At 35.4% G+C, this 23896-nt stretch carries 22 protein-coding genes and 1 riboswitch; of the genes, 14 read left to right on the top strand and 8 right to left on the bottom strand.

Annotated features, from left to right (window positions below; all coding sequences use genetic code 11):
• Nucleotides 1-430 precede the first annotated feature (430 nt).
• A complete protein-coding gene (locus tag ACTXGU_RS02015) occupies nucleotides 431-649 on the top strand; it encodes a hypothetical protein (protein WP_443479825.1) in 219 nt (72 codons plus the stop codon).
• 305 nt (nucleotides 650-954) lie between these two features.
• Nucleotides 955-3531, top strand: a complete 2577-nt coding sequence (locus ACTXGU_RS02010) for a GH32 C-terminal domain-containing protein (RefSeq protein WP_443479824.1) — start codon at nucleotides 955-957, stop codon at nucleotides 3529-3531.
• A 494-nt stretch (nucleotides 3532-4025) separates the two neighbouring features.
• Here the strand turns inward: ACTXGU_RS02010 and ACTXGU_RS02005 are convergent, their stop codons facing one another.
• A complete protein-coding gene (locus ACTXGU_RS02005; protein WP_443479823.1) occupies nucleotides 4026-4964 on the bottom strand; it encodes an SDR family oxidoreductase in 939 nt (312 codons plus the stop codon).
• A gap of 657 nt (nucleotides 4965-5621) precedes the next feature.
• Between ACTXGU_RS02005 and ACTXGU_RS02000 the strand changes: the two genes are divergently transcribed.
• Nucleotides 5622-6719, top strand: a complete 1098-nt coding sequence (locus ACTXGU_RS02000; RefSeq protein WP_443480160.1) for an MBL fold metallo-hydrolase — start codon at nucleotides 5622-5624, stop codon at nucleotides 6717-6719.
• A 174-nt stretch (nucleotides 6720-6893) separates the two neighbouring features.
• The gene (locus ACTXGU_RS01995) at nucleotides 6894-7961 is read left to right on the top strand and encodes a PQQ-dependent sugar dehydrogenase (protein ID WP_443480159.1); all 1068 of its coding nucleotides are present in this window, start codon (nucleotides 6894-6896) and stop codon (nucleotides 7959-7961) included.
• Nucleotides 7962-8171: 210 nt separating this feature from the next.
• Here ACTXGU_RS01995 and ligD read toward each other — a convergent pair whose 3' ends face one another.
• Nucleotides 8172-9380 carry a DNA ligase D gene (ligD, locus tag ACTXGU_RS01990; RefSeq protein WP_443479822.1) on the bottom strand — a complete coding sequence of 403 codons (1209 nt, stop codon included), beginning with the start codon at nucleotides 9378-9380 and terminating at the stop codon, nucleotides 8172-8174.
• Between the two features lie 136 nt (nucleotides 9381-9516).
• Between ligD and ku the strand changes: the two genes are divergently transcribed.
• The 7 genes from ku to ACTXGU_RS01955 all read left to right on the top strand — a co-directional run bounded on the left by ku (nucleotide 9517) and on the right by ACTXGU_RS01955 (nucleotide 16887).
• Complete coding sequence (gene ku, locus ACTXGU_RS01985) at nucleotides 9517-10347, top strand: non-homologous end joining protein Ku (protein ID WP_443479821.1); 831 nt, start codon at nucleotides 9517-9519, stop codon at nucleotides 10345-10347.
• 137 nt (nucleotides 10348-10484) lie between these two features.
• Nucleotides 10485-11138, top strand: a complete 654-nt coding sequence (locus tag ACTXGU_RS01980) for a phosphatase PAP2 family protein (RefSeq protein WP_443479820.1) — start codon at nucleotides 10485-10487, stop codon at nucleotides 11136-11138.
• Between the two features lie 895 nt (nucleotides 11139-12033).
• A riboswitch (ZMP/ZTP riboswitch) is annotated at nucleotides 12034-12117 on the top strand.
• A 40-nt stretch (nucleotides 12118-12157) separates the two neighbouring features.
• Nucleotides 12158-12997 (top strand): bifunctional 5,10-methylenetetrahydrofolate dehydrogenase/5,10-methenyltetrahydrofolate cyclohydrolase, encoded by an 840-nt coding sequence (locus ACTXGU_RS01975; RefSeq protein ID WP_443479819.1) that lies wholly within the window; start codon nucleotides 12158-12160, stop codon nucleotides 12995-12997.
• A gap of 289 nt (nucleotides 12998-13286) precedes the next feature.
• Complete coding sequence (locus tag ACTXGU_RS01970; protein ID WP_248559582.1) at nucleotides 13287-13487, top strand: cold-shock protein; 201 nt, start codon at nucleotides 13287-13289, stop codon at nucleotides 13485-13487.
• Between the two features lie 486 nt (nucleotides 13488-13973).
• Complete coding sequence (locus tag ACTXGU_RS01965) at nucleotides 13974-15428, top strand: DEAD/DEAH box helicase (protein ID WP_443479818.1); 1455 nt, start codon at nucleotides 13974-13976, stop codon at nucleotides 15426-15428.
• A gap of 159 nt (nucleotides 15429-15587) precedes the next feature.
• On the top strand, nucleotides 15588-15788 hold the full coding sequence (locus ACTXGU_RS01960; protein WP_443479817.1) for a cold-shock protein: 201 nt from the start codon (nucleotides 15588-15590) through the stop codon (nucleotides 15786-15788).
• Between the two features lie 706 nt (nucleotides 15789-16494).
• The gene (locus ACTXGU_RS01955) at nucleotides 16495-16887 is read left to right on the top strand and encodes a cytosolic protein (protein WP_443479816.1); all 393 of its coding nucleotides are present in this window, start codon (nucleotides 16495-16497) and stop codon (nucleotides 16885-16887) included.
• 92 nt (nucleotides 16888-16979) lie between these two features.
• On the opposite strand, the gene ACTXGU_RS01950 is transcribed toward ACTXGU_RS01955, so the two are convergent.
• The gene (locus tag ACTXGU_RS01950; RefSeq protein ID WP_443479815.1) at nucleotides 16980-17267 is read right to left on the bottom strand and encodes a DUF6509 family protein; all 288 of its coding nucleotides are present in this window, start codon (nucleotides 17265-17267) and stop codon (nucleotides 16980-16982) included.
• Nucleotides 17268-17589: 322 nt separating this feature from the next.
• On the opposite strand from ACTXGU_RS01950, the gene ACTXGU_RS01945 reads away from it, so the two are divergent.
• Nucleotides 17590-17793, top strand: a complete 204-nt coding sequence (locus tag ACTXGU_RS01945) for a cold-inducible protein YdjO-related protein (RefSeq protein WP_443480158.1) — start codon at nucleotides 17590-17592, stop codon at nucleotides 17791-17793.
• A 185-nt stretch (nucleotides 17794-17978) separates the two neighbouring features.
• On the opposite strand, the gene ACTXGU_RS01940 is transcribed toward ACTXGU_RS01945, so the two are convergent.
• The 4 genes from ACTXGU_RS01940 to ACTXGU_RS01925 form a co-directional block, all read right to left on the bottom strand.
• Nucleotides 17979-18674 carry an LrgB family protein gene (locus ACTXGU_RS01940; RefSeq protein ID WP_443479814.1) on the bottom strand — a complete coding sequence of 232 codons (696 nt, stop codon included), beginning with the start codon at nucleotides 18672-18674 and terminating at the stop codon, nucleotides 17979-17981.
• Nucleotides 18671-19039, bottom strand: a complete 369-nt coding sequence (locus ACTXGU_RS01935; RefSeq protein ID WP_443479813.1) for a CidA/LrgA family protein — start codon at nucleotides 19037-19039, stop codon at nucleotides 18671-18673. The genes ACTXGU_RS01940 and ACTXGU_RS01935 overlap by 4 nt, the downstream gene beginning before the upstream one ends.
• 229 nt (nucleotides 19040-19268) lie before the next feature.
• The gene (locus tag ACTXGU_RS01930) at nucleotides 19269-20144 is read right to left on the bottom strand and encodes a LysR family transcriptional regulator (protein ID WP_443479812.1); all 876 of its coding nucleotides are present in this window, start codon (nucleotides 20142-20144) and stop codon (nucleotides 19269-19271) included.
• Nucleotides 20145-20523: 379 nt separating this feature from the next.
• Nucleotides 20524-20850, bottom strand: a complete 327-nt coding sequence (locus ACTXGU_RS01925) for a hypothetical protein (protein ID WP_443479811.1) — start codon at nucleotides 20848-20850, stop codon at nucleotides 20524-20526.
• 230 nt (nucleotides 20851-21080) lie between these two features.
• Between ACTXGU_RS01925 and ACTXGU_RS01920 the strand changes: the two genes are divergently transcribed.
• Nucleotides 21081-21602 (top strand): HAD family hydrolase, encoded by a 522-nt coding sequence (locus tag ACTXGU_RS01920; protein ID WP_443479810.1) that lies wholly within the window; start codon nucleotides 21081-21083, stop codon nucleotides 21600-21602.
• A 23-nt stretch (nucleotides 21603-21625) separates the two neighbouring features.
• On the opposite strand, the gene ACTXGU_RS01915 is transcribed toward ACTXGU_RS01920, so the two are convergent.
• On the bottom strand, nucleotides 21626-22336 hold the full coding sequence (locus ACTXGU_RS01915; protein ID WP_443479809.1) for a DUF3298 and DUF4163 domain-containing protein: 711 nt from the start codon (nucleotides 22334-22336) through the stop codon (nucleotides 21626-21628).
• Nucleotides 22337-22613: 277 nt separating this feature from the next.
• Between ACTXGU_RS01915 and ACTXGU_RS01910 the strand changes: the two genes are divergently transcribed.
• Nucleotides 22614-23896 (top strand): M1 family metallopeptidase (locus ACTXGU_RS01910; protein ID WP_443479808.1); only part of this gene is annotated, 1283 nt, incomplete at its 3' end.

Below are 23896 nucleotides of genomic sequence, written 5' to 3'. Positions count from 1 at the left end.
TTTTTCCATAGTTTGAACATAATATATGAAAAATATTAGGGTCTTAGGATACAGATATTATAAATGGATTTTTCAGAGTATTTTTTAAGAGTTTTGATTTGCTTGTTGATTCATTAAGTGAAGAAAAGTCCCACGGTTGGTAGTGAAACCCATTGGTCGTTTACAAAACGAAGGAGTCAAAAGTAAACCTTTATTAAAAGGATACGTTTTTTAATACAGGTTTGCTTTTATAGATAAATGTGTATCAAAGAATAACAGTGAATAACAGTTTTCAGATAAATGCGTATTAAAAGAAAAAATTTTCAGATAAATGTGTATTAAAACATAAAAACAAAGAGTTAAAAAATAATGAAAGCGCTTAATACTCTTTTGTGGCATGTAACTTGCATTGTTAATTAGTGCAAGACATTAAAAGAGGGGAGCAACACATATGATTTCAGTGACTAATAGTGACTATGGGGGGGTTGATGCAGTATTAAAAGGATCTGCAGGAATGGGATTTGGCGAAGTCAACCTGATGACAGTGCCTTTCTTAATAGGAAAAGACAAACAAACACTTCAAGAAAATCTAAACAGATGCCAAAGGACATACCTGAAGATAAAGAGGGATTCCTTTTTTAGTGGATATATTTGGAGGGACATTGTATAACGCAGTTTCTGCATATATGGTAGATAACCTTTGTTCAAGTAGACTCATATTCATATCCCAAGCATTGTTTCGAGAGTTAAATATTATGTTAGAAAAGTGAATGTTCAAACTAAACAAAATGTGTTTGATATAACATTTCATCTGGTTTATTGTCTTTAGAGTTGTCGTTATTGGTTACATGGACGCTGTATAAAATTACAAATATTACCAGTGTCAACTGGAGGAACAATCCCAAATAAAATCTACTGAATGTACGAAAGAAAGTATCAATTAACGCTTTTTATCACATGTTTGGAGGTGCTATCGTGGTTTCATTTAAAACATTGATATCTTTAAAAATGTCGTCCCGTAAGCGTCACCTGCTTAGGGCGGCAGTCGGATTGGCTGCTCTGACCGGCCTAACGGTTGGTTATCCATTCGGAACGTACGCTGTTGGAATATCCACAGGTTCCGGGCACGTCCCGGGAGATCAGGACACCTATCAGGAATCCTATCGGCCTCAGTTTCACTATTCGCCGGCCAAAAACTGGATGAATGATCCTAATGGATTAATTTATTATAAAGGCGAATATCACCTGTTCTATCAATATAACAAGTATGGGATGACGGGAGGGCATGCTTCGTGGGGTCATGCTGTGAGCAAGGATCTTATGCATTGGAGGGAACTTCCTGTTGCTATTCCAGTAGATGCCAATGAGGAAGTTTGGTCGGGTGGTGTTGTATTTGATAAGACCAATTCAAGCGGGCTAGGAACATCCGAGAATCCTCCGCTGGTCGCCGTTTATACTCGTGCTGTGAAGGATAGTGGACTTCAGCAGCAAGCCTTGTCCTACAGCACCGACGGCGGTACCACGTGGACGAAGTACGCCGGAAATCCGGTGCTTGACATCGGATCTCACAATTTTCGAGATCCCAAAGTCTTTTGGTACGAACCGACAAAAAGCTGGCGAATGGTAGTAGCCTTGTCGGATCAGCATAAGGTGGCTATTTACTCCTCACCGAACTTAAAAAGCTGGTCATTGCTTAGCGAGTTCGGTCCTGCGGGAGTCACTAGCTCTGTCTGGGAGTGCCCAGACCTATTTCCCATGGCATTGGACGGCAACAAAAACAACATGAAATGGGTAATGACGGTCAATGTCGCTGGAAAAGCCGAGTATTTTATCGGGAACTTCAACGGAACCAGATTCACTGATGATGAACCGGTGTATACTCCGCCAACCGGTACCATTCTCAACGATTTTGAGGGTCCAGACTACGGTTTATGGACGACAACAGGAACGGCTTTCGGCACAGGTCCAGTCAAGGACGATCTTGGTCCGATAGGATACCTCGGACACGGGTTTGTAGATAGCTTCCATGGCAGCGACAGCGAGGTAGGAAGCCTAATATCGCCGGAATTTACGATCAATCAAAATTATCTAAATTTTCTTATTGCAGGCGGTAACCATCCTTATGTAGATGGTGCTTCGACCGCCCCGCCTCCCGGACAGGTCTTGGAAGACTTTGAAGAATCCAGCCTGTTCAGCTGGACTGGGACTGGTGATTTCGCTGGAATCGTACCGACCAGGGAAAATTTGAGTGGTCAGTTGGGAAATCAGGTTTTGGACACGTGTCAAACCGCCAGTTGTGATAGAGCAGAAGGTACCGTGACGTCCCCGACGTTCATCATTGGCTCTGATTTCATTAATTTCCTTATTGCCGGAGGAGATCATCCTGCCTCAACGGGTCATCCTACGGTTCTCAACCTTGTTATCGATGGCAATGTTGTTGCCAGCGCTACCGGTAATAATAGTGCAAATTTGGACTGGTCGGTCTTCGATGTTTCGAAGTATCGCGGTAAGCAGGCGACATTACAGATCATTGATCAAAACGATGGAAGCACCGGTTGGGGTCATCTCATGATCGATAACATCGTCTTTTCCGATGTGAAGGCTAAACCATGGGCTATGGAAACCGCTGTAAATCTTTTGGTGAACGGTCAGGTTGTGCGTACCGCAACTGGAAACGACAGCGCTGCGTTAGACTGGACGTCCTGGGATTTGCGCGATCTGCAGGGGAAACAGGCTCAGATTCAAATAGTTGACCGAAACACAGGGGGATGGGGACACGTACTGGCTGACCAGTTCACCCTGGCCGCTGCTCCTGCCACCAACGCTCTACAGCGGGCTCGTTGGATTGACCATGGACAGGACTTTTATGCGGCGGTTACCTACAATGATGCACCAAAAGATCGGCGGATTATGATTGGATGGATGAACAATTGGAACTATGCTAATGATATCCCAACTTCGCCTTGGCGGGGGGTGCAGTCTCTTCCACGAGAACTGAAGCTACAAACCATTGACGGTACGCCTCAGATCGTTCAGTCACCTATACAATCTGCTGCGCATTTGGCACGAGAGGCGAAATACAAGCTTAGACACGCAACTCTTGCTGAGGGCGAAACCAATCTCGGCTCTAAAGCCTCGGGCAAAGCATACCGCTTGGATGTCACGTTCAAGCCTAACACGGCCAAAAGCTTTGGGGTGAATGTCCGAACCGGAAATGGTGAACGAACTGTGATCGGGTACGATGTTGCAGGTGAACAACTCTACCTTGACAGAACACAATCGGGACAAGTCAATTTTAACTCATCTTTTCCTAGTGTGAAACGCGTAGCGGTACCCGTCCGCGATGGCAAGGTATCACTGCAGATCTATGTGGACTGGTCCTCAGTGGAAATTTTCGCCGATGGCGGCCGAGTAGCCATAACCGACCAGATTTTCCCTAGCGCTACCAGTGATGGTATTCAGCTGTTCTCCACAGGGGGAGAAGCTGTGGTTGATAACCTCGAGGTTTCGGCAATGTCCTCTGTCTGGTTCCATAAGAATATTGATAACTAAGTCAAATGGATGAGCTTTGTTTCAATTGAGATCTCGAATGAAGGTCCATAGCAGCCCTCATACTCTGCTTTTTGAAAGCATGGGGGGATTTATGCTGTGTATTCTTCAGAGAGTTGATGGGCTAATTTTAAATAATGATGCACAATAAAGCACCTTCCAAAATGGTACATTGTAATAAATACTGAAATCGGAGGTGTTTTTGCATAGGCAAAAACGTGTATCCAAGTGAAATGGGCTGTCAGAAATAGGACAAAATCAATAAAATTTAAAATTTAAGATGGTGATATAGCAACATTCTCGAATATGAAAAGGGGCTTTCAGAAGTTGAAAAATCGACTTCTGAAAGCCCCTTATTAAGAGATTGTTATTTATACTTTGTCTAATTAAAATCCGGATATTAAACAAACAACATTGGTAGCCATTAAGGACCAAATTAACACTTCAATACCATTAAGTTTGAGGGGGAATTAATCTAAGGGCTTTGTGTGTATTAGTTAAGATGACATCCATTGCCCTCCATTAACATGAAGCGTTTGCCCGGTCACAAAACGTGAATCATCGGACGCGAGGTATACAAAGGTAGGGGCAACTTCAAAAGGCTGACCTTGACGCTGCATTGGATTATCCACTAGTGTAACTTCGTCTGCAGAGAAGCTTGCTGGGATGAGGGGAGTCCATATCCTGCCAGGAGCAATGGCGTTTACCCGGATGCCCTTATCTACTAAATTATTCGCTAATGCACGTGTAAAACCAATATTAGCTCCTTTAGTAGCTGTATAATCAATCAATTGCTCATATCCAACATATGTTACAACAGAGGAAGTATTAATTATGGAGCCTCCAGCTTTTAAGTATGGAAGTGCTGCACGAGTGGTGTAGAAATGAGAGTAGATGTTCACCTTAAAAGTATCATCGAACTGCTCATCAGTAATGTCAAGTAAGCTCAATTGCTGAAACTGGATACCAACATGGTTACAAAGAACGTCTAGCTGCCCAAATGTTTGGATAGTTTTTTCCACGATGTCGATGCACTGCTGTTTTTCTCTTAAGTCTCCTGGCAATAATAAACAGCGTTGTCCGAGTTCTTCAATTCTTGTCTTCGTACGATTCGCATCTTCATGCTCATCTAGATAAGCAATGGTAACATCCGCACCTTCTTTAGCAAAAGCGATGGCTGCTGCTGCACCCATTCCGCTATCACCACCAGTGATAAGTGCAACCTTGCCTGCTAATTTTCCGCTTCCTTTATAATTCGGATTTTCAATAATTGGTCTTGGAACCATTAACTTTTCTACACCTGGCTGGCGAAACTGACGTTGTTCTGGAACAGTGATCGGAACATCTTCGTAGCGTGTTATTTTTCCATAATTAGGATACATTGGATAACCTTTTTCATTTCCGCTTTTATGATTTTTGTAGTCATCTTGTGACATAGTTGTCCTCCCCTAAATAACCATTTTCCAGTTACTTTATGTAATATAGGCTAATAAAGTGCAGGGTATTATTTAACTGCCTAGATGTATAACCATTATTGCTGGTACGGGCTCAATACCATAGAAAATTGAATAAGGTGAGTATAAAAGAATCGTTTCAAGGAGGTTATTTCTATACAATATTATAATCCTGAAGTAAAGTTATTGTTAGTAGCTCATTCTGATGAAAAAGTGGAGGTGCTATATGATTCCAACCCTTATATTTATCAAATGCCCAAAATAGGACCTAGACCCCCATATTATTGTAATCCACGGTATGAACAGTATTATCCTGTTATCTAGTCGTACTTAAAAGGAGTAACGCCAACATTTCGGATATTTTTTATGCTAAGCGAATTTAAACCTAAAAAAGTCGATTTTTTGTACATTAAAAAATGACTTTTTTAGATCGCAAATGTTGTTTTTAGTAGACATAAACAGCCCTCGTTTGATTAATAAAAACAAGGGCTGTTTTACCTTTATGTTGATGTGTTTTTATTAAATGTAGTTTGTTTATTTCTTTTAATGCTGGTTGAAGGCATTATAGTTGCAAAAGAAATGTTTTCGAAAGAAAATTAAATAAATAGCAAAAAAAGGGAAGGAATTATGAAAAAAATAATGATTTATTTATTCGTTTTTTTAGTTGTATTATGTACTGTCATTTTATTGTATTTAAACTTACATCCAGTATTCGGAGGAAACCCAAGTAATGAACAAAAAGAGAAATATGAGAAGTTTGATAATTATGTTAACGGGAAATTTGTTAATCAAGTGCCAACAAAGATGGACTTGAGTGCATCTGATTACTTCTCCATGTTTAAGGAATCTATTTCAGGGAGTAAAGATCGAAATCCTGCCGGCCAAATTCCTGTTTCCGAGATTGATTGGAACAAAATTAAAAGTGAAGAAGATAGTTTAACTTGGTTTGGGCATTCTGCTTTTTTACTTAGTATTGATAATAAAAAGATACTCGTAGACCCTATGCTAGGTCCAATTGCTTCTCCAGTTTCTTTTGCAGGAAGCAAACGCTACAGTGAAGATATGTTGGATATTATTGATGAAATGCCGCCTATTGATGCTGTCTTTATTACCCATGATCATTACGATCATTTGGATTATCCATCCATACGAAAGCTGAAGGACAAGGTAGGGCATTTTTTCGTTCCTTACGGTGTAAGTGCTCACTTGATCCGTTGGGGAGTTGCAAAAGAAAAAATTACAGAACTTAATTGGTGGGATGAAACCAAGTTCCAAGGTTTAACCGTTGCATTGACTCCATCCAAACACTTCTCTGGTAGAGGTCTTTTTAATCGAGATACGACTCTATGGGGTGGTTGGGTTATTCTTGGAAAACATACCCGTTTTTATACGAGCGGAGATGGAGGTTATGATGCACATTTTAAGGAAATCGGTGAAAAATATGGACCTTTTGATATCGCTTTAATTGAAGGCGGTCAATATGATAGACGATGGTCTTGGGTCCATATGAAACCAGAAGAATCTGTACAGGCTCATTTAGATGTAAAAGGGAAGAATATGATGTTAATTCATTGGGGAGCATTTACCCTTGCGTATCATAGTTGGACAGAACCTATAGAACGAGCATTAATAGAGGCAAAGAAAAAAGGTGTGAATTTATTCGCTCCTAAAATTGGTGAAACTGTTCCATTAAATGGAGAGTTATCCATTCCTATTACTTTATGGTGGGAAAAATAAGTTGGAAAACCACACAAATTATTAGTTACTGGACGCTCTCCGACTAAAAAACAGGGTCTTTTAACAAGGTGACCAAGTCTTTACAAGAGGATGGCGTTAATTTCGTAGCTCGAGAAAAAATTAATTCTAAAATGATAGAGGTGATTGGAGTTGAAAAGAGTCTTAGTCGTATCTATGTTTGCAATATTTCTAATTGCTGGTTGTTCTGTAAATGAACAGCAAAACTCTTCAAATGAGCAGAAAAATGAAGAATCTGAAGAGGCAGTCGTGTCTATTAGAGAACAAGAAGTGATTGCGGAAAACCTTGAGGTTCCTTGGTCTATTGAAAAACTTGAAGATACATTCTATTTGACAGAGAGACCAGGAAACATCGTAAAAATAGAAAAGGGAGAAATAGAACGGCAAGGCGTTGAACTCGAGAAAGAACTTGCGACAGCTGCAGAGGCAGGGTTATTAGGGTTTGTGCTCGCTCCCGACTTTCCGGAATCGAATTTAGCATATGCTTATTATACATATGAAGACAGCTCCGGACAATTTAATCGTATAATAACACTCCGTTTGGAAGATAACGTTTGGAGAGAAGAGAGTTTGCTTCTCGATAAAATCCCAAGTGGTCCCGTCCATCATGGAGGGAGGCTTAAAATTGGATCTGATGGAAAACTTTATGCAACAACTGGAGATGCAACTGAATCGGATATAGCACAAGATCTACAGTCATTAGGTGGAAAAATTTTAAGAATGAATCTGGATGGATCTATACCAAGTGATAATCCATATCCAAATTCCTACATGTATAGTTATGGACACCGAAATCCTCAAGGAATTGCCTGGTCCTCTAATGGTACTCTATATGCAAGTGACCACGGCAACGATGCGAATGATGAGGTCAACAAAATAGAAGCCGGTCAAAATTATGGCTGGCCAATTATTGAAGGCTATGAGGAACAAGAAGGAATGGTTTCACCGCTATTCACTTCAGGAGATGAAGCCACTTGGGCACCATCTGGCATGGACTATTATGATGGCAAATTGTACGTTGCAGCACTTAGAGGATCTGCAGTTTTAGAATTTGACCTTGATACAGGTAAACATCGAGAAGTAATAACTGGGCTTGGCAGAATTCGGGATGTGCTAATTGAAGATAACTCCCTTTATTTCATTAGCAATAATACAGACGGGCGTGGTACTCCTCGGGAGAATGACGATAAGCTGTACAGAATTCCACTTTCAGAATCAAATTAAAATGAATGGAGTATTATTAAAGAATGATTGTATTGTTTAAGTCCATCGTTTGAAAAGTATTTGATAAATATAAGTAAACATCAACAAAATGCAAAAACATACAAAGTATATTTATTATTATTAGTAACGAAAAAGCCTGTTATTCTTTGCTAAGCTTCACATGGAATAACAGGCTTTTGTTTGCTCTCCGTTAGGGATAATAAGGAAGGGTTACTTTATAAAATCTAATACCTTTTGAAAAGGCTGTTTATTTTTTGCATCAAAATAATCTGCAAATGGATTTTCATTGTTGTTTAATCGTGATAATACAAACTCCATCGTAAATGTATTTGGTGTTAATTGTTCGGTTAATTCTTCCCAATAAATAGGGCAGGCAACACTGCCATCTTCATTTCCTCTTAGCGAGTACGGTGCAATAATCGTTTTTCCTGCACTATGCTGAATATAATCAATATACAGCCGATTGCCGCGATTTTTTTTAAGCCGTTCTATTGTAAATAAATCAGGTTCAGCGGAAACCATATAGTGAGCTACAAATTCTGTAAATCTTCTCGTTTCCTCATAGGTAAAGTTTTTTTCCTGCAGCGGAATATATACTTGAATCCCTTTGTTTCCTGATATTTTTAGAAAGGAAAGCAAATGCAAGTTGTCTAAAATTATTTTTAATTGCTTAGCAGCAACAATTGCCAACGAAAAATACTCTTTAGAAGGTGGATCGAGATCAAAAACTATTTCTGAAGGTTTTCCTTCTGAGTAAATCGTCTCAAAGGGAATATGAAATTCAAATGCTAGCTGGTTGCCTAGCCAAGTTATGGTTTCGATATTGTTGCAAACAATATAATCAATCGAATCCTTTTTCCATGTTTCAATAAAAGCAGGAGCATAATCTGGGCATTGCTTCTGATAAAAAGATTCGCCAAAAAGCCCATGTGGAAAGCGAATCAGCGTTAATAATCGATCTTTTAAATAAGGAAGCAAATAGGGTGCGATTGTTTCTAAGTAATTTATATAGTCTTGTTTCGTTGTATTTTTTTTCGGAAACAATAATTTATCAGGGTTCGTTATTTCCACTTTTTTTGGTTTGAGAATTTGGGTCAATTGTTCATATGTACAATCCTTCCAATTAAAAGGAAGCAAAAATTGTTTAAAAAAAGCATTTACTAACTGACCATTTTGAAAAGCACTAAATGTTAAATCCACACAAATACCAGGTTTCACCGTTAAAGAACGAGAATCGGATTTTATTTTATTATTTTCCATTATTTTTAATACTGCATTTTTCTCTGTATCCTTGATACCTTTATGAAAGGAACCAACTTTAACTACTTTTTCTTTTTTACAAACAGCGACAATAAATAAATCTTCTTTTTTATCATAGCTGACAATAATAAAGTTAGCAGAGTAAATCATCTTTTTCATTCCTTCTTTAAACCTTCTCTTTTGCTTATCGTTTCTCTCTCCTTTATATTTCATGCATTACCAATTATTAATTGAATGAAACCATGACAGAAAAGCCACTTTAAAAATAGCTAGAAAACAGATAGGAGATAATATCATGCATACAATGTGGAAAGGAAATATTAGCTTTGGGCTTGTTACGATTCCTATTAAATTGCATACAGCAACAGAAGATAAAGATATAAAATTAAGAACTCTTCATAAAGACTGTCATGCACCGATTAAATACGAAAAAAAATGCTCTGCTTGTCAAAAAGAAGTCGCTCCTGAGGAGATTGTGAAAGCATATGAATACGCAAAAGGGAAATATATCATTTTGGATGATGAGGAGTTAGAAAAACTTCGGAAAGAAAACGAGGATAAAGCGGTTGAAATTATTGACTTTGTGAATTTGGAAGAAATCGACCCAATCTATTATGAAAAATGTTACTATATATCTTCAGGAGATGGTGGTAATAAAGCATATGCTTTATTAAGACAAGCATTATTAGAATCAGGAAAAGTTGGGGTTGCAAAAATTATCATTCGTTCGAAAGAGCAGCTTGCGGTAATCCGTGTTTATGAAAATACGCTTGTCATGGAGACTATCCATTTTCCTGATGAAGTTAGAAAGGCAGAGGATGTGCCAAATGTCCCTGCAGAAGGGCAAATTGTTAAAAAAGAACTAGAAACGGCTATTCTTTTAATCGATCAATTAACGACTACATTTGATCCAAGTAAATACACCGATGAATATCGTTCGGCATTATTACAGCTGATTGAAAGCAAAAAAACAGGCAAAGAAATAGTTACTAGTAAAGAAAAAGTGGAAACGACGAATGTAATGGATTTGATGGCAGCACTTCAAGCATCTATTGACAAGACGAAACCAGCCAAAACAGTAGAAAAGAAAAAAAGAACAAGAAAAAAAGCGGTGAAAGAGGCGTAATAAGATTCAACAAATCCGTGGAAGTACCGGATTTCCACGGAGCTTTTTTGTATTTTATTTCAAATAAATATTATTATCGTAAATAAAAACGTTTGTTTTGCCATTTAAGAACAACAATATATTTTGGGAGGTTATCTATGAATAAAGGAAAAAGACTAATAATAAATTACGTCCTATTTTTTTTATTAGTCGCGTTGGTTTGCAGTCGCATTTTTATTCTTATCGCAAAAGGTGTTACAAGCAATGAAGTAATTGATTTTGACCATCGGATAATTGCAATTATTCAATCGTATGTTACAGAAAGCTTTACTACAATTATGATCGTCATCAGTTTTTTTGGTTCGATAAAAGGGATCACTTTTTTTATTGTGCTGCTTACTGGTATATTATGCTGGAGGAAAAAATGGGCACTGGCTATTTTTTTGGTAGGCACATCTGGAATTGGAGCGCTATTAAATAAAGGATTAAAATGGTACTTTAAACGGGAACGTCCTGATATTTTGCCTCTTGTAGTGGAACAAAGCTACAGCTTTCCAAGTGGTCACTCGATGGGATCTTTATTATTTTACGGCAGCTTAGCATATATTATTATTCATTTAGTAAAAACAACGAACATGAAATTAGCAGCCGTATTAATTTTGGCCTTTATTATTTTGTGTATTGGGATAAGCAGAATTTATTTAGGTGTTCATTATCCAACAGATGTATTAGGCGGATTTTCAATAGGCATTGCGTTTCTGTTTCTTTGCATCATCTGCTTTCGTTATTATGAAGAGAGAAGCAATCGATAGTTTAGGTAAGAAAAAATCACTTTTATACTGATTAATAAGTAGAAAAAGTGATTTTATTTTTTTGAGGAGTATACATAAAGAACAAAAATCAAAATCAAAATTCCATTTGACTATTTGTTAATAATAAGATATGATGCAAATTGTATGTATTTGAGGCTTGAACGGAAATATGTAGAAAATCGTGTAAGTTTTTCATTTTATAACGCGGAACAATTACTAAATTTAGATTTACACTTCAACCTATCTTCAAAAACACATTCTATATTCTTCTCTAATCGCGGATTAATCCTTCCATTTAATTAATTTCAGAAATGTTTTTTTGCCGTTCTATATGATAATCCTATATTCACACTGGCGCGGTCTAGGAACCGTAAAGATGAAAGAGAGGCAGGGCTTTCGTTGTTTTAGGAATACACATTATTATTAACGCATAAAAAGTGTATATCCTTAAATATATGCATAAAATAAAAGAGTATCTCGAGGTAAATTGTTTTTATTCTATATCAAAGTATTTCAATTGATATAGAATAAAGATTTTTTTATCAAGAGTGCTCTTTTGTTTTACAAAAAAACATTTGAGAAAGCGTTTCTTAGCAGACTGAATACACGTAGACTTCTGTGGGAATGCGAGAAAGACGAGACCCCACAGGAGCGTATGCGACGAGGAGGCTCGACGCTCGCCCGCGGAAAGCGATGTGTATTCAGGCTGCGCGTTTAAAAGCAACAATTTATACGAAAAGAACCAAAAAGATTAAGGATATAATGAATTTGGAAGAGATAAAGATTTATAAGGGAAATAAAAATCGAAAGAATAATCACACATAAGTATAATAATAAAAGAAAAAACTATATTCAAAATGCTCTGCAGCTGTGTTATGATACCTTTGTAAAAGGTAAATTGCACAGTAACTGACGACAATAATGGAATAAACCATATGGGAGCTGTGTATTTGTATCGCCGGTCGTCTGGGCAAAAGATGGGACAAGTCATCTTTTAACACTTTTCCGGAGGGATATACATGTCAGAGAAACTAATACTAGATGGTAATGTAGTAGCAAACGCAGTGAAAGAAGATTTAAAAGACAGAATAGCGGCATTAAAAACAAAAGGAATAACACCATGTTTAGCAACTATTTTAGTAGGTGATGATCCTTCTTCTGAAACATATGTAAAAATGAAAGGTAATGCGTGTGCAAGACTTGGCATTGATTCAAAGAAAATTCATTTAGGGAAAGATACGACAACAGAACAGCTTTTAGAAACAATTTATCAATTAAACGAAGATAAAAACGTTCATGGTATTTTACTTCAGCATCCTGTTCCACATCAAATTGATGAGAGAAAAGCATTTGAAGCGATTGATATTGACAAAGATGTGGATGGCGTTACAAGCTTCGGTTATGGACAAACTGCATTAGGATTTGGAAAATATCCATCTTGTACACCTGCAGCGATATTAAAAATAATGGAATATTATAATATTAGTGCAAGTGGAAAACATGCTGTAGTGGTAGGAAGAAGTCCTATTCTTGGTAAACCTGTTTCAGCATTGCTGCTAAATGAAGATGCAACAGTGACAACATGTCATTCAAGAACGACAGATCTTGCTAGTCATGTAAAGCAAGCAGATATAGTAATTGCTGCAGTTGGGAAACCGAATTTTATCCAAGGTGACTGGATAAAACCAGGAGCAGTTATTTTAGATGCTGGCTACAATAAAGGCAATATTGGTGATGTTGATTATGATGCATGTTATGAACCGGCATCAGCAATTACACCTGTACCTGGTGGTGTTGGACCAGTTACGATTAGTATGCTGTTGAAACATACGGTGGACTCAGCAGAAGCTTGTTTGTAAGATGTTCTATTTTTAATCTTGTCATTATTATAAAGTATTGGGAATTATTTTATAATAATAACTTCGATAAAACTTGATTGACAAATGGTCAAAAGTTATATATCATGTAATTAACGCTATTAAGTTCGGTATATGTTTTATGGATAAGTGGTCGTAGCTGCAATAAAATGTAGGCGATTTTGATCCCTGCATCATTAAAGGCTACGACCTTTTATGTAGCAAAGATTTATCGATTCCTAAAGATTATATTAGGTGCTTAAAGGTGTAACACATTTTTGGAGGTTTTACAATGAACACAGGTAAAGTTAAATGGTTTAATGCAGAAAAAGGTTTTGGTTTCATCGAGTCTACAGAAGGTCAAGATGTATTCGTTCACTTCTCTGCTATCCAAACTGAAGGTTTCAAAACTTTAGAAGAAGGTCAAGAAGTTACTTTTGAAATCGTTGAAGGTAACCGTGGACCACAAGCTTCTAACGTAACTAAAGCTTAATCCAGTTTTGTAAAGTTTAAAGGTGATGCCTTTCCATAATGCATCACCTTTTTTACTGTCTAACTCCAGCGATTCAGTTAAAAACTTCTAGTCTGAATCAAAGGATATCTAATAAAAATGATTCTTCTAACTATATTCATCCTTTTTATTCATCAGTTTTCTATCCACATAATTCCCACTTTAACGAGGTATACCGAATGTTTTGAATGATTTTACCTTAATTATTCTGGAAATGAAAAAAAGTGAAATAAAATGGAGAGTATATATTTATACATTATAAAATTACAATACGCTCTGCTAAAGATATTTTTTCGAAACAGATTCATTTTCCATAATAAAGGGAAAAATAAAGATGATTGATGCTTTCTGTTTTATAAGAGAACAAGGCATTAAATCCCTTTAACAATAAAAACATTCTGTATGCTTCGACATATTCCTACTTAAGAAGTATCGATTTCAGAGCAAATAACTAAGGAGGAAAAAGTATTGACAACTTTTTCAGATTTTAATTTAAGTAATAGTTTAGAAAAAGCATTATCTAACATGGGGTTTGAAGAACCGACACCAATTCAAGCAGAATCTATTCCAATTGCACTTTCCGGAAAAGATATGATTGGACAAGCACAAACAGGAACAGGAAAAACAACAGCTTTTGGTGTGCCATTATTAGAAAAAGTGGAAGTTGGCAAAGCAGTACAGGGTTTAGTTATTGCGCCGACTAGAGAATTAGCAGTCCAAGTTGCGGAAGAATTAAACCGTATTGGTGCAGTGAAAGGCATCCGTACATTGCCGATATACGGAGGGCAAGATATTAACCGACAAATCCGTGGATTAAAGAAAAAACCAGAAATTATTGCAGCAACACCTGGCCGTTTAATCGATCATATTGAGCGTAAAACAATTCGCTTGCAAGATATTAAAATGATCGTCTTAGACGAAGCGGATGAAATGTTAAATATGGGCTTTATTGAAGATATCGAAAGAATCTTAAGTGAAACGCCTGACAGCCGTCAAACATTATTGTTCTCAGCAACAATGCCAAAACGAATTCAATCTTTGGCAGAACGTTTTATGACAGAGCCAGCATTAGTAAAAGTAAAAGCAAAAGAAATGACGGTTACTAATATTGAGCAGCAATACATGGAAGTGCAAGAGCGTCAAAAATTTGATGTATTATGCAGCCTTCTAGATATTCAATCACCAGAATTAGCAATCGTTTTCGGCCGCACAAAAAAACGCGTCGATGAAGTAGTGGAAGGTTTAATTAAACGCGGCTATTCTGCAGAAGGAATTCATGGAGATATTCCTCAAGGAAAACGTGATCAAGTTATCCGTCGTTTTAAGGAACAAAGCATCGATATCATGGTAGCAACAGATGTAGCTGCACGTGGATTGGATATTAGCGGAGTTTCTCACGTTTATAACTTTGATATTCCACAAGATCCTGAAAGCTATGTGCATCGAATCGGCCGTACTGGACGTGCTGGTAAAAAAGGATTGGCTGTTACATTTGTTTCTCCAAGAGAATTAGATCATTTACGTATTATTGAAAATGTAACGAAAAAGAAAATGGCGAAAAAGCCACTTCCATCTTTAACAGATGTTTTAGCTGGAAATCAGCAAGCTACTATCAACAAAATTGAGAAAACAATTGAAGAAAATCAATATGCAGAATATAAACGTGTAGCGGAATCATTATTGGAAGACCAAGATTCTGTAACACTATTAGCTGCAGCATTAAAATTATTAACAAAAGAGCCGGATGCTACACCAGTTAAATTAACAGCTGTTGAACCGCTACGCAGCAAAAAGCCGAAAAAAGACCGTTCTAGCGGTGGTGGCCGTCGTCGTCGCAATGACCGTGGCGGAGAACGCAGTTATGACCGCAATCGCAAAGGTTCAGGTGGAGAAAGAAGAAGCAGAAGTCGTAATAAAGCATAATTCTTTCCTTTATTGATCTTTATCGTTGTTTATTATTTTCTGAATCAAGAACTAGATTTTTTTCCATACATTTCGATTAAAAATCAGCCAACTGGGTAAAATTAATAAATGTAGGATATATAGTATATCTTTCTTTATTTAAATCTAGGAGGCAGTAAAATGGCAACAGGTAAAGTAAAATGGTTTAATTCTGAAAAAGGCTTTGGATTCATTGAAGTAGAAGGTGGAGAGGACGTATTTGTCCACTATTCTGCTATTGAAACAGAAGGATTTAAAACATTAGATGAAGGCCAAGAAGTTAGTTTCGATATTGAACAAGGTGGACGTGGACCACAAGCTGTGAAAGTAACGAAACTTTAACCATTATAGAAGCAACGCCCGCTAATTTTTTAGCGGGCTTCTTTATTTCAGCCAAATAATAGGCAGGATTAAGATGATTTTACAAAAAGGATGTTTTCTAAAAGTTTGTTGTTTTTGAATAAAATAATAAACATGGCTGAAGCACTTAGCAGCCTGAATACACGTAGACTCCTGCTTAGAAAAGCGAGAAAGACTCAGGCCCCACAGGAGCATAGCGACGGCACTGTAAAAGTGTTTAATTAGATAAATTATAGGTGAAATACTTAAATTTATTAGGGTGAAAATGGTATAGAGAGTTTGAAAACGACCATTATTTTGGTTAGGAGAGGCGTCCGCACGACTCCTGCGGGATTAGCGAGAAAGGCGAGACCCCACAGGAGCAAAGCGACGAGGAGGCTCGGCGCTCGCCCCGCGGAAAGCGTGTGGTAAGCCTCGGAAAACCGAACGAAAACTTCTTCGTTACTTGGATTGTCACTAACTATATTTTATAGCATCACTTTTTCAGTGGCTTCAGCATAGCGACGAGGAGGCTCGGCACTCGTCCGCGAAAAGCGAAGTGTATTCAGGCTACGAGTTAAATAACAACAATCTATACGAAAACAGCGTACAAAAAAGATGGAGATAAAAAGAATCAAGAGATTGTATAACTAATTTTTGCTATAAAGGTTAAGATTGTTTACAATGGAAAGGAAAGAGGTGAAATGTTATGAAAGAATATACAGTTGAATTTCATAAAGAAGATGGAATCGCAAATATGGTAGTTACGAAGTTAAATGAAGAAGATTTTAATCAAGCAACAAGCGGTGGTACAAGACAGTTATTCGAACTAAATACGAATATTGGCTTTTTTATTTATTTTGATGCGGTTGATGAAAAAGGGAAAGAGTCTTACCTTGTCCTTCAATATGAAGAGGATCAAGAAGCTCCAGCAGCTTGTTATTCCTTCGAATTAAAAGACTTTTATCAGTTTATCGCACTACATTTAAATGATCTTCAATTGGATGAAGAAGAGTTGGAAGAAGATGATTTTGGGCCGATACATTATTTAGCACATTTAATGCACCATATTATAGAAGACGGCAAAACGGTTGAAGTGTAGGAAAATACATATAAACGAAAATTAGGCTGATTGAAAACGTTTATCACGTAAACCATTTTCAATCAGCCTAATTATTTTGCCTATATTCTTGATTATATGTCTTGATAATGTTCTTTACAGAAAACAAAAACCTTATCTAATTCTTCTTCATCTAATTCAAAATCTAAATATTTATCCTCCATACTATTATAAAAGTGATAATTTAAAATTTTGCTGTTTTCTCCCTCTACAAAAAATAAAACTTTCAGCTGCAAACCTTGTATGGTCGAAAGTTCATCTTCTTCATCTAATTCAATTTGCAAAAAATACTCAAATCGATCACCTGTAAGGATTCCTGTTGGATCATTTAATTTTTCTACCGTATATTCCATTATTTTCATTATTTTCCTCCTCAGTTCGTTCACATAATAAAGTAAGTACTATTCATCTAATAAGTCATTTATCTCCCTATAAAAACTCTTTATTATCCTTGAAAATAATATCATATTCTTTCCACGATAGCTAACTGTTTTTACAGGGAGTAAAATGATGAGGTACAAAAGAGGAATTAAATGCATGTTCTTGACAAAAATATGAAATATGTTATAATAAAAAGATAAGTTTATTTTTATCCGCTTGTTGTAAGGAATTTTATTTGCTTTTCCTTTGTTGACAAGTGTTTTTTTATTATAAAAAAGCTTCATGGAGGTGCTTCATTTGGCAATGGGTTTTGGTAGAAAAAATAACGAAGAAGTTGTTAAAGAAGAAGTGATGGTTTGGGATTGTGTATCAGAAACGTGTAAGTGTTGGATTCGGGACAATTTTAAAAGCAGTGAAACACCAAAATGCCCAATTTGCGGAAGTGACATGGTAGCAACAACAAGAGAACTTCAAGTTGTTAACAATAATAGTATATATTCAAAGTAATAGCGTAAGCGCCAGGTTAGCTAAGTTCATTAGTTGATAGGTGTTGACCGATTATAAAAAGGATAAATCCAGATATTATGGTTTTATCCTTTTCTTTTTGGATGGAAACAATATGTTGTACAAAAAAGGTATGTGAACAACATTTGTTCACATACCTAAAGATATTTTTATTTTAGTATAAAACTTTAACTGCTGCTGATCACATTCATTAATAAGGGAATTAAAGAACCTCCCCATATAACTGTAATCCCTGCTGCTAAGATCATTGCTAACGTTGAAAAAGTTGCTTCTTGCTCTCCAAATTCCATTGCTTTGGCCGTTCCTACACCATGAGCACCCATACCAAGTGCTAATCCTTTCGCAATAGAAGATTTCAACGCTAATAACTTAATTGCATATGGTCCAATTATTCCGCCTATTATCCCTGTTAAGATAACAAAAACGGTTGTTAAAGTTGGCAGCCCGCCAATTTCTTCCGAAACTTCGATGGCAATCGGTGTTGTAATAGATCTAGGAATGATGCTGATAATAAAATCTGATTGCAAGTTAATTAATAAAGATAAGAAATAAGAAGAGATAATAGCCACTATTGTTCCAGTTGTAACACTTATTAATATAACCATATAATATTTTTTTAATAATAGTCTATGCTTATAAATGGGTACAGCAAACGCAATTGTCGCGGGTCCTAATAAATGGGTTAAGATTTTGGAAGATTGCAAATAACTTCCTGCTGAAATATGAAAAGTTGTAATAAAAGCGATTAATAATAAAGGTGTTAAAAGCAAGGGACTAAATAATGGATTACCCAACTTTTTATAGCCCCATTTTGAGAAAAGATAAAATAAATACGTAAGTGCTGTTAAAAAGATTATTTTCATTTGGAAAAACGTCTCTTTCTATTGTAAATTTTTTCAGCAGTAAAGCCAGTAGCCAGCATTACAACAAATGTACTTACGGCAATTAATAATATTGTTTCAATTCCTTTCATGTTTAAAATTTCCTCATAGTTTACTATTCCAACTGCAGATGGGATAAAAAACAATAATAGCTCTGCCAATAGCCAAGCTGCACCTTTTTCCACCCATTCTATTTTGACTATTTTTGTTAGTAAACAAACTAATAATATGATTAAACCTATCATGGAAGCTGGAATAGGAACAGGTACGACCAATTTAATTGCCATTCCGATAAAAAGAAAGACATGGATAAATAAAATTTGCCCAATAATAACAATAAACTTCAAATGATCATTTCCCTTCCCATAAGAAAAATAAAGACATACCAATAATTTCTTGTTAATTTTGATAAATTAATCATACGACTTTTATTGTTATTCGTAAAATACATAGATATTATATTTAATATAACTAAAAGTTATGGTAATCATGTAATGGTTTTCATGAAGGTAATAATGCATCTACAAAGTTAAAATTGCTGTCAACGGTATATTTGTAAAAGTGAGCACTTACTATTCATTCCTTTTTCATCATAAAATCAATAAATCTTTTTCCAGCAACAGAAAGATAACGATCTTTTTTTGTAATAATAGCTAACTCCCATTTTGTTACAGGTTTTAAATCAATAATGCGAACTTGCTTGTTATTTGTTCTATTGCAAATTGATTGTGGAAGCATCGTGATTCCTAAATTTGCGGCAACTATCTCCACTATAAAATCCCATTGAGAACTTTTAAAAATGATATTAGGTTCAAATCCTTCAAGAATACATCTTTTTCTCATAATTTCATAAAGAGCAAACTCTTCACTGTAAAAAATAAATTCTTCGTCTTTTAATTCTTTTAAATGGACGACTTTTCTCGTTGATAAAGGATGTTGTTCATTCACAATTAATTTCATTTCTTCCTGAACAAGTGGAAAAATAGTTAACGCTTCATTGGATACAGGCAGAACACATACACCAATTTCAAATTCTCCTGCTTCTACACTTTTGGCAACTTTTGCGGCGCCATATTCTCTAATATTAATATGTATGTTTGGGTAAGATCGATGAAATGCAGCAATTACTTTTGGAAAGAATAAGCTCCCAATTATCGGAGGAATGCCAATGTTAATACTTCCTCTCGTTAAATTCGTCATATCAAGTAAGGTGGTAGACATTTCATCCACTTGAGCGATAATTTTTTTTGCATATTCAAATACAATTTGACCAGCATCAGTTAACTCATGTGTTTTATTGGAGCGGTGAATTAACGTAATGCCAATTTCATCCTCGAGGCTTTTTATTACTTTACTTAGGGCAGGCTGAGAAATATGTAATGATTCTGATGCTTTTGTTATATTTTTTTGTTTTACTACTTCAATAAAATATTTAAGCTGACGAATTTCCATGGAGACAACTTTCCTTTCAGACAAAGAGAATTTCAAAAAGATTCACTTTATTTTACCTATTTTTTGGGCGGAAAACAATTTTAGTTTTTTGTACGTTTTTACAAATGAGTAAAATTTTTAAGGGGGCGTATATAGGATATAATATTTTCAAAAGGAAAAAGAAGATCATTCACAATAGTTGGAAATAATATTAATAATCTATTATAAAGACGTATAGGAAGATTTGATCATGTCGGATGAAGGGGGTTAAAAAAATGATTGCTAGTTGTAGAAGAAAAAGAGATGTCCCAAAAGAAAGTATATCAATTTTTATAACCGGATTTTCCGATTGTACGAAAAGTGAGCATACTCTTTGGGACGTTTTGTTGTAATATTACCATTATGTAAGTGTAGGAGTTTCCACTAAATAATCGGCAAATACTTCATCAATAATTCTATTTTCTTCAAGGTGATGAGTGGTTTCTAGTTGTTTTAAACGAACGACGTATACGGATTTTACAAATATATGAAGTGCTTCATCCTCGGTTAATGCAGCAATTTTTTTTAATAATTGCGTATCCGTACAATAATTTTTCATTCGATTTAGAAATTCTTTAGGATGATTCTTCGGTTGCAGACCAGTTTCTTCTTTGAAAATACCCCCTTGACCTTCCATTTCGACATGACGTATTACTTCGGTTAACTCACGAATACTAAATATCTCCATTGATCACACACCTCTTTCCATATTAGTATTATAACAGGAGCTTAAATACTAGTAAATCAATGTTTGCTAGTATGATAAACTATATAAAGTTCGTAAGAAAACATCTTGTTATATAAAAGAATTACTTGCGCTTAAAATTCTTCTGCTACTTTTTTTAAAAAAGATGATACTAGTAATGTCATCCATGGTAAAATAGGTGCTGTTCAAAAAAGATGTTTAAGGGAGATACTATGAGTCAAAATAATAAAATGTTTGATATGGTGAAAGAATTTCATGAAGCGTTTGGTCATGAAGTAGCAAAAGCTCCAACCGCTTTAAATGAAAAAACGGCACTGAATCGTGCTGTGTGGACGGGTGAAGAATTGGTTGAATTTTTATATGCAACTGCAAATGGTAATGAAGAGTCATTTAATACGTTATTTGCAGGATTTCTTTCTGGTTTAAACGATGCAGCGAAGAAAATATTAAAAGAAAAAAAACCAGTTGAAGATGTACTTGTTGCGCAAATGGATGCATTAACAGATATTGAATATTTCAATCAAGGAAGTTTTGTTATTGCTGGTGTAAAGCCGTTTAATTTATTTAAGATTGTTCAAGATGCCAATATGGGAAAATTATTTGAAGATGGAAAGCCTCGATATAGAGAAGAGGATGGGAAAATAATAAAACCGCCGCATTGGGAAGAGCAATTCGCACCAGAGGCTAAATTAAAAAAGGAAATTGAAAAACAAAAAAGCGAAGAAAAGCAGTAATATTGCTTTTCTTCGCTTTTTTATTACTTGCTATACAGGGAGGAAGGAATCTTGATAACGGGATGTCCGGAAACATATGGACCCACTTCGTATTGCTGAAAGATTAAGTTTAAACCGTCATCTGCAAAATAGAACTGTGTTTGATTCGTTATCTGAAAAGAGTCAAATTCCTTTGGATCAGGATAAAAAATGTCAGGGTGTTTTAGCATATAATTTTTTGCATAGGAGGTTACCTTTTTATACGTTTTGGCTGATGTGAAAAAATCATCTAATGAATAAAGATGACCATCTTTTAAAGAAAAGTTATAAGAAGTTACGACTGTATTTCCATGAGCTCCACCTGTAAATTGATAATCAAAAAATAGAATGCTCAGTTTATCTTTTTTGTTATTTTTCACTTCAAAATTAGTAACATATTCATACTGACAACGAGAAGGGGAATCTTTGCAAAAATCCTTTTTTTTATCTTCTTCCATTTGTTGCATCAGCTGATGATAGGCTTTTGCTGATTTTTTTATATGAGCAGTCAGAACTGCATTAATTTTTGACTGAGCGGTTTTATTGTGTATGTTTGATACAATTGGGTATTTTAAATTTTTATTGTTTTGATAATATTTCGTAGTAATTGCAGCGTTTGCAGAACGAGAAGCATGACTATGTTGCAGAGGAAACGTATAAAAAAATAAAGAAAGAATAAGCGAAATTACAATGAGATATTTAACTGAATTCTTCATACATGACTCCTTTTTACTTTATTGTGTGTAACTAGGAGGAAAGCATACTTAGGAGTTGAAAAAAGTGTATAGGAATAATAATGGACAAGGTTATTGATAATCACGGATGAAGGGGGAATAGTTGAAAATGAGAATAAAATAAATTTTTGATAATCTTCTTTTAAAGTTCACTACAGATACAATTAAAGAAACTTAATATATGTAGAGGTTTGAAGGTTTTCAAGTAGAATATATTTTTAAATAGTGATTTGATTAAAATGGAGGAGGGAAGAGGTAAGTGAAAAAATATAAATTATTTGTATCTATGTTATCATTAATCTCTGTTGTTATTATTTTATGTACCTTTTTTAACAAAGAAAAAAAGTTAACTTCTAATGAAGCAAAAGTAACATTAAGCAAAAGTAACTATACTCCAAAAACTATATCACCTGGAAGTCAAAGTAACTATAATATTGATTTAGTTATGGATACAGACGGATTATTCACTGCTAATGTTTCTATTAATATTGAAAATATTTCGAATGAAAGCTGGGATAATTTAACCTTATATTTTATTCCAAATATGTTCGTAAATAAAAACTCACCTAGTTTAGATTCCCCCTCTGAAGTGAAAATAAAGTCTATTCAAATTGACAATAAAGAAGCGGTATATACTCTTATTAAGGATAAACTCAGTATTCCTCTAAAAGAAAGACTTCCACATAAAGAAAACATCACCTTTAAAATGAACTATACTTTTACTTTACCTAAAAACGGGTTCAGATTCACAAAAAATGGTTCTAATTATCACCTTGCTCAATGGTATCCTATGGTTCCCACATATCGTAACGATTGGAATAAACAGGATTATTCATTTAATGGGGAATCTTACCATACAGCATTTTGCAACTTTAAAATAAATTTAGATATACCTAAAGAATATACGGTTGTCACTACGAGTAGTAATGATATATTTCCTAGTAAGAATAAGAGTTTGTTCAGGATTAATAATGTAAAAGACGTTTTTATTGCTTTGTTAAAAAATCCTCAAATTATGCAAAAAGAAGTAGATAATGTGAATATAAGAGTATTTACTATGAATGGAACTGATGAAAACTTAGCAGAATATATTAAAATCGCTGCCAATTCCTTTGTATACTTTCAAAAGACAATAGGTACTTATCCTTACAAACAACTTGATATTATAATTGATGGAAATGGAATGGAATACCCGGGAATAGTAACAGCAGCTTCAATTTATGATTACAATTATAACGAAGATATTATCAAGCAAATAATTGTACATGAAATTGCTCATCAATGGTTTTATGGCCTAGTTAGTAATGACCCTTACAAGAATGCATGGTTAGACGAAGGCTTTGCTGAAATCGCTAGCTCGTTATTTTTTATGCCTAAGGGTAATAAGCTTTTAAAGTATAGAAATTTGGATAATCTTAAACCAATGCCTTCTAACTTACCCTTAGATAAATACGAACAAAGTACACAAAGCAACTATATTTATAGCCAGTCTTATTCAAAATTAGCACAAATTTTTAATCAACAAGGAGGAAAAAGGGCAGC

Source organism: Niallia sp. 01092, assembly GCF_052318935.1.
Taxonomy (GTDB): domain Bacteria; phylum Bacillota; class Bacilli; order Bacillales; family Cytobacillaceae; genus Niallia.
Note: the sequence above shows the minus strand (reverse complement) of the source record. Positions and strands in the feature narration are given on the sequence as shown.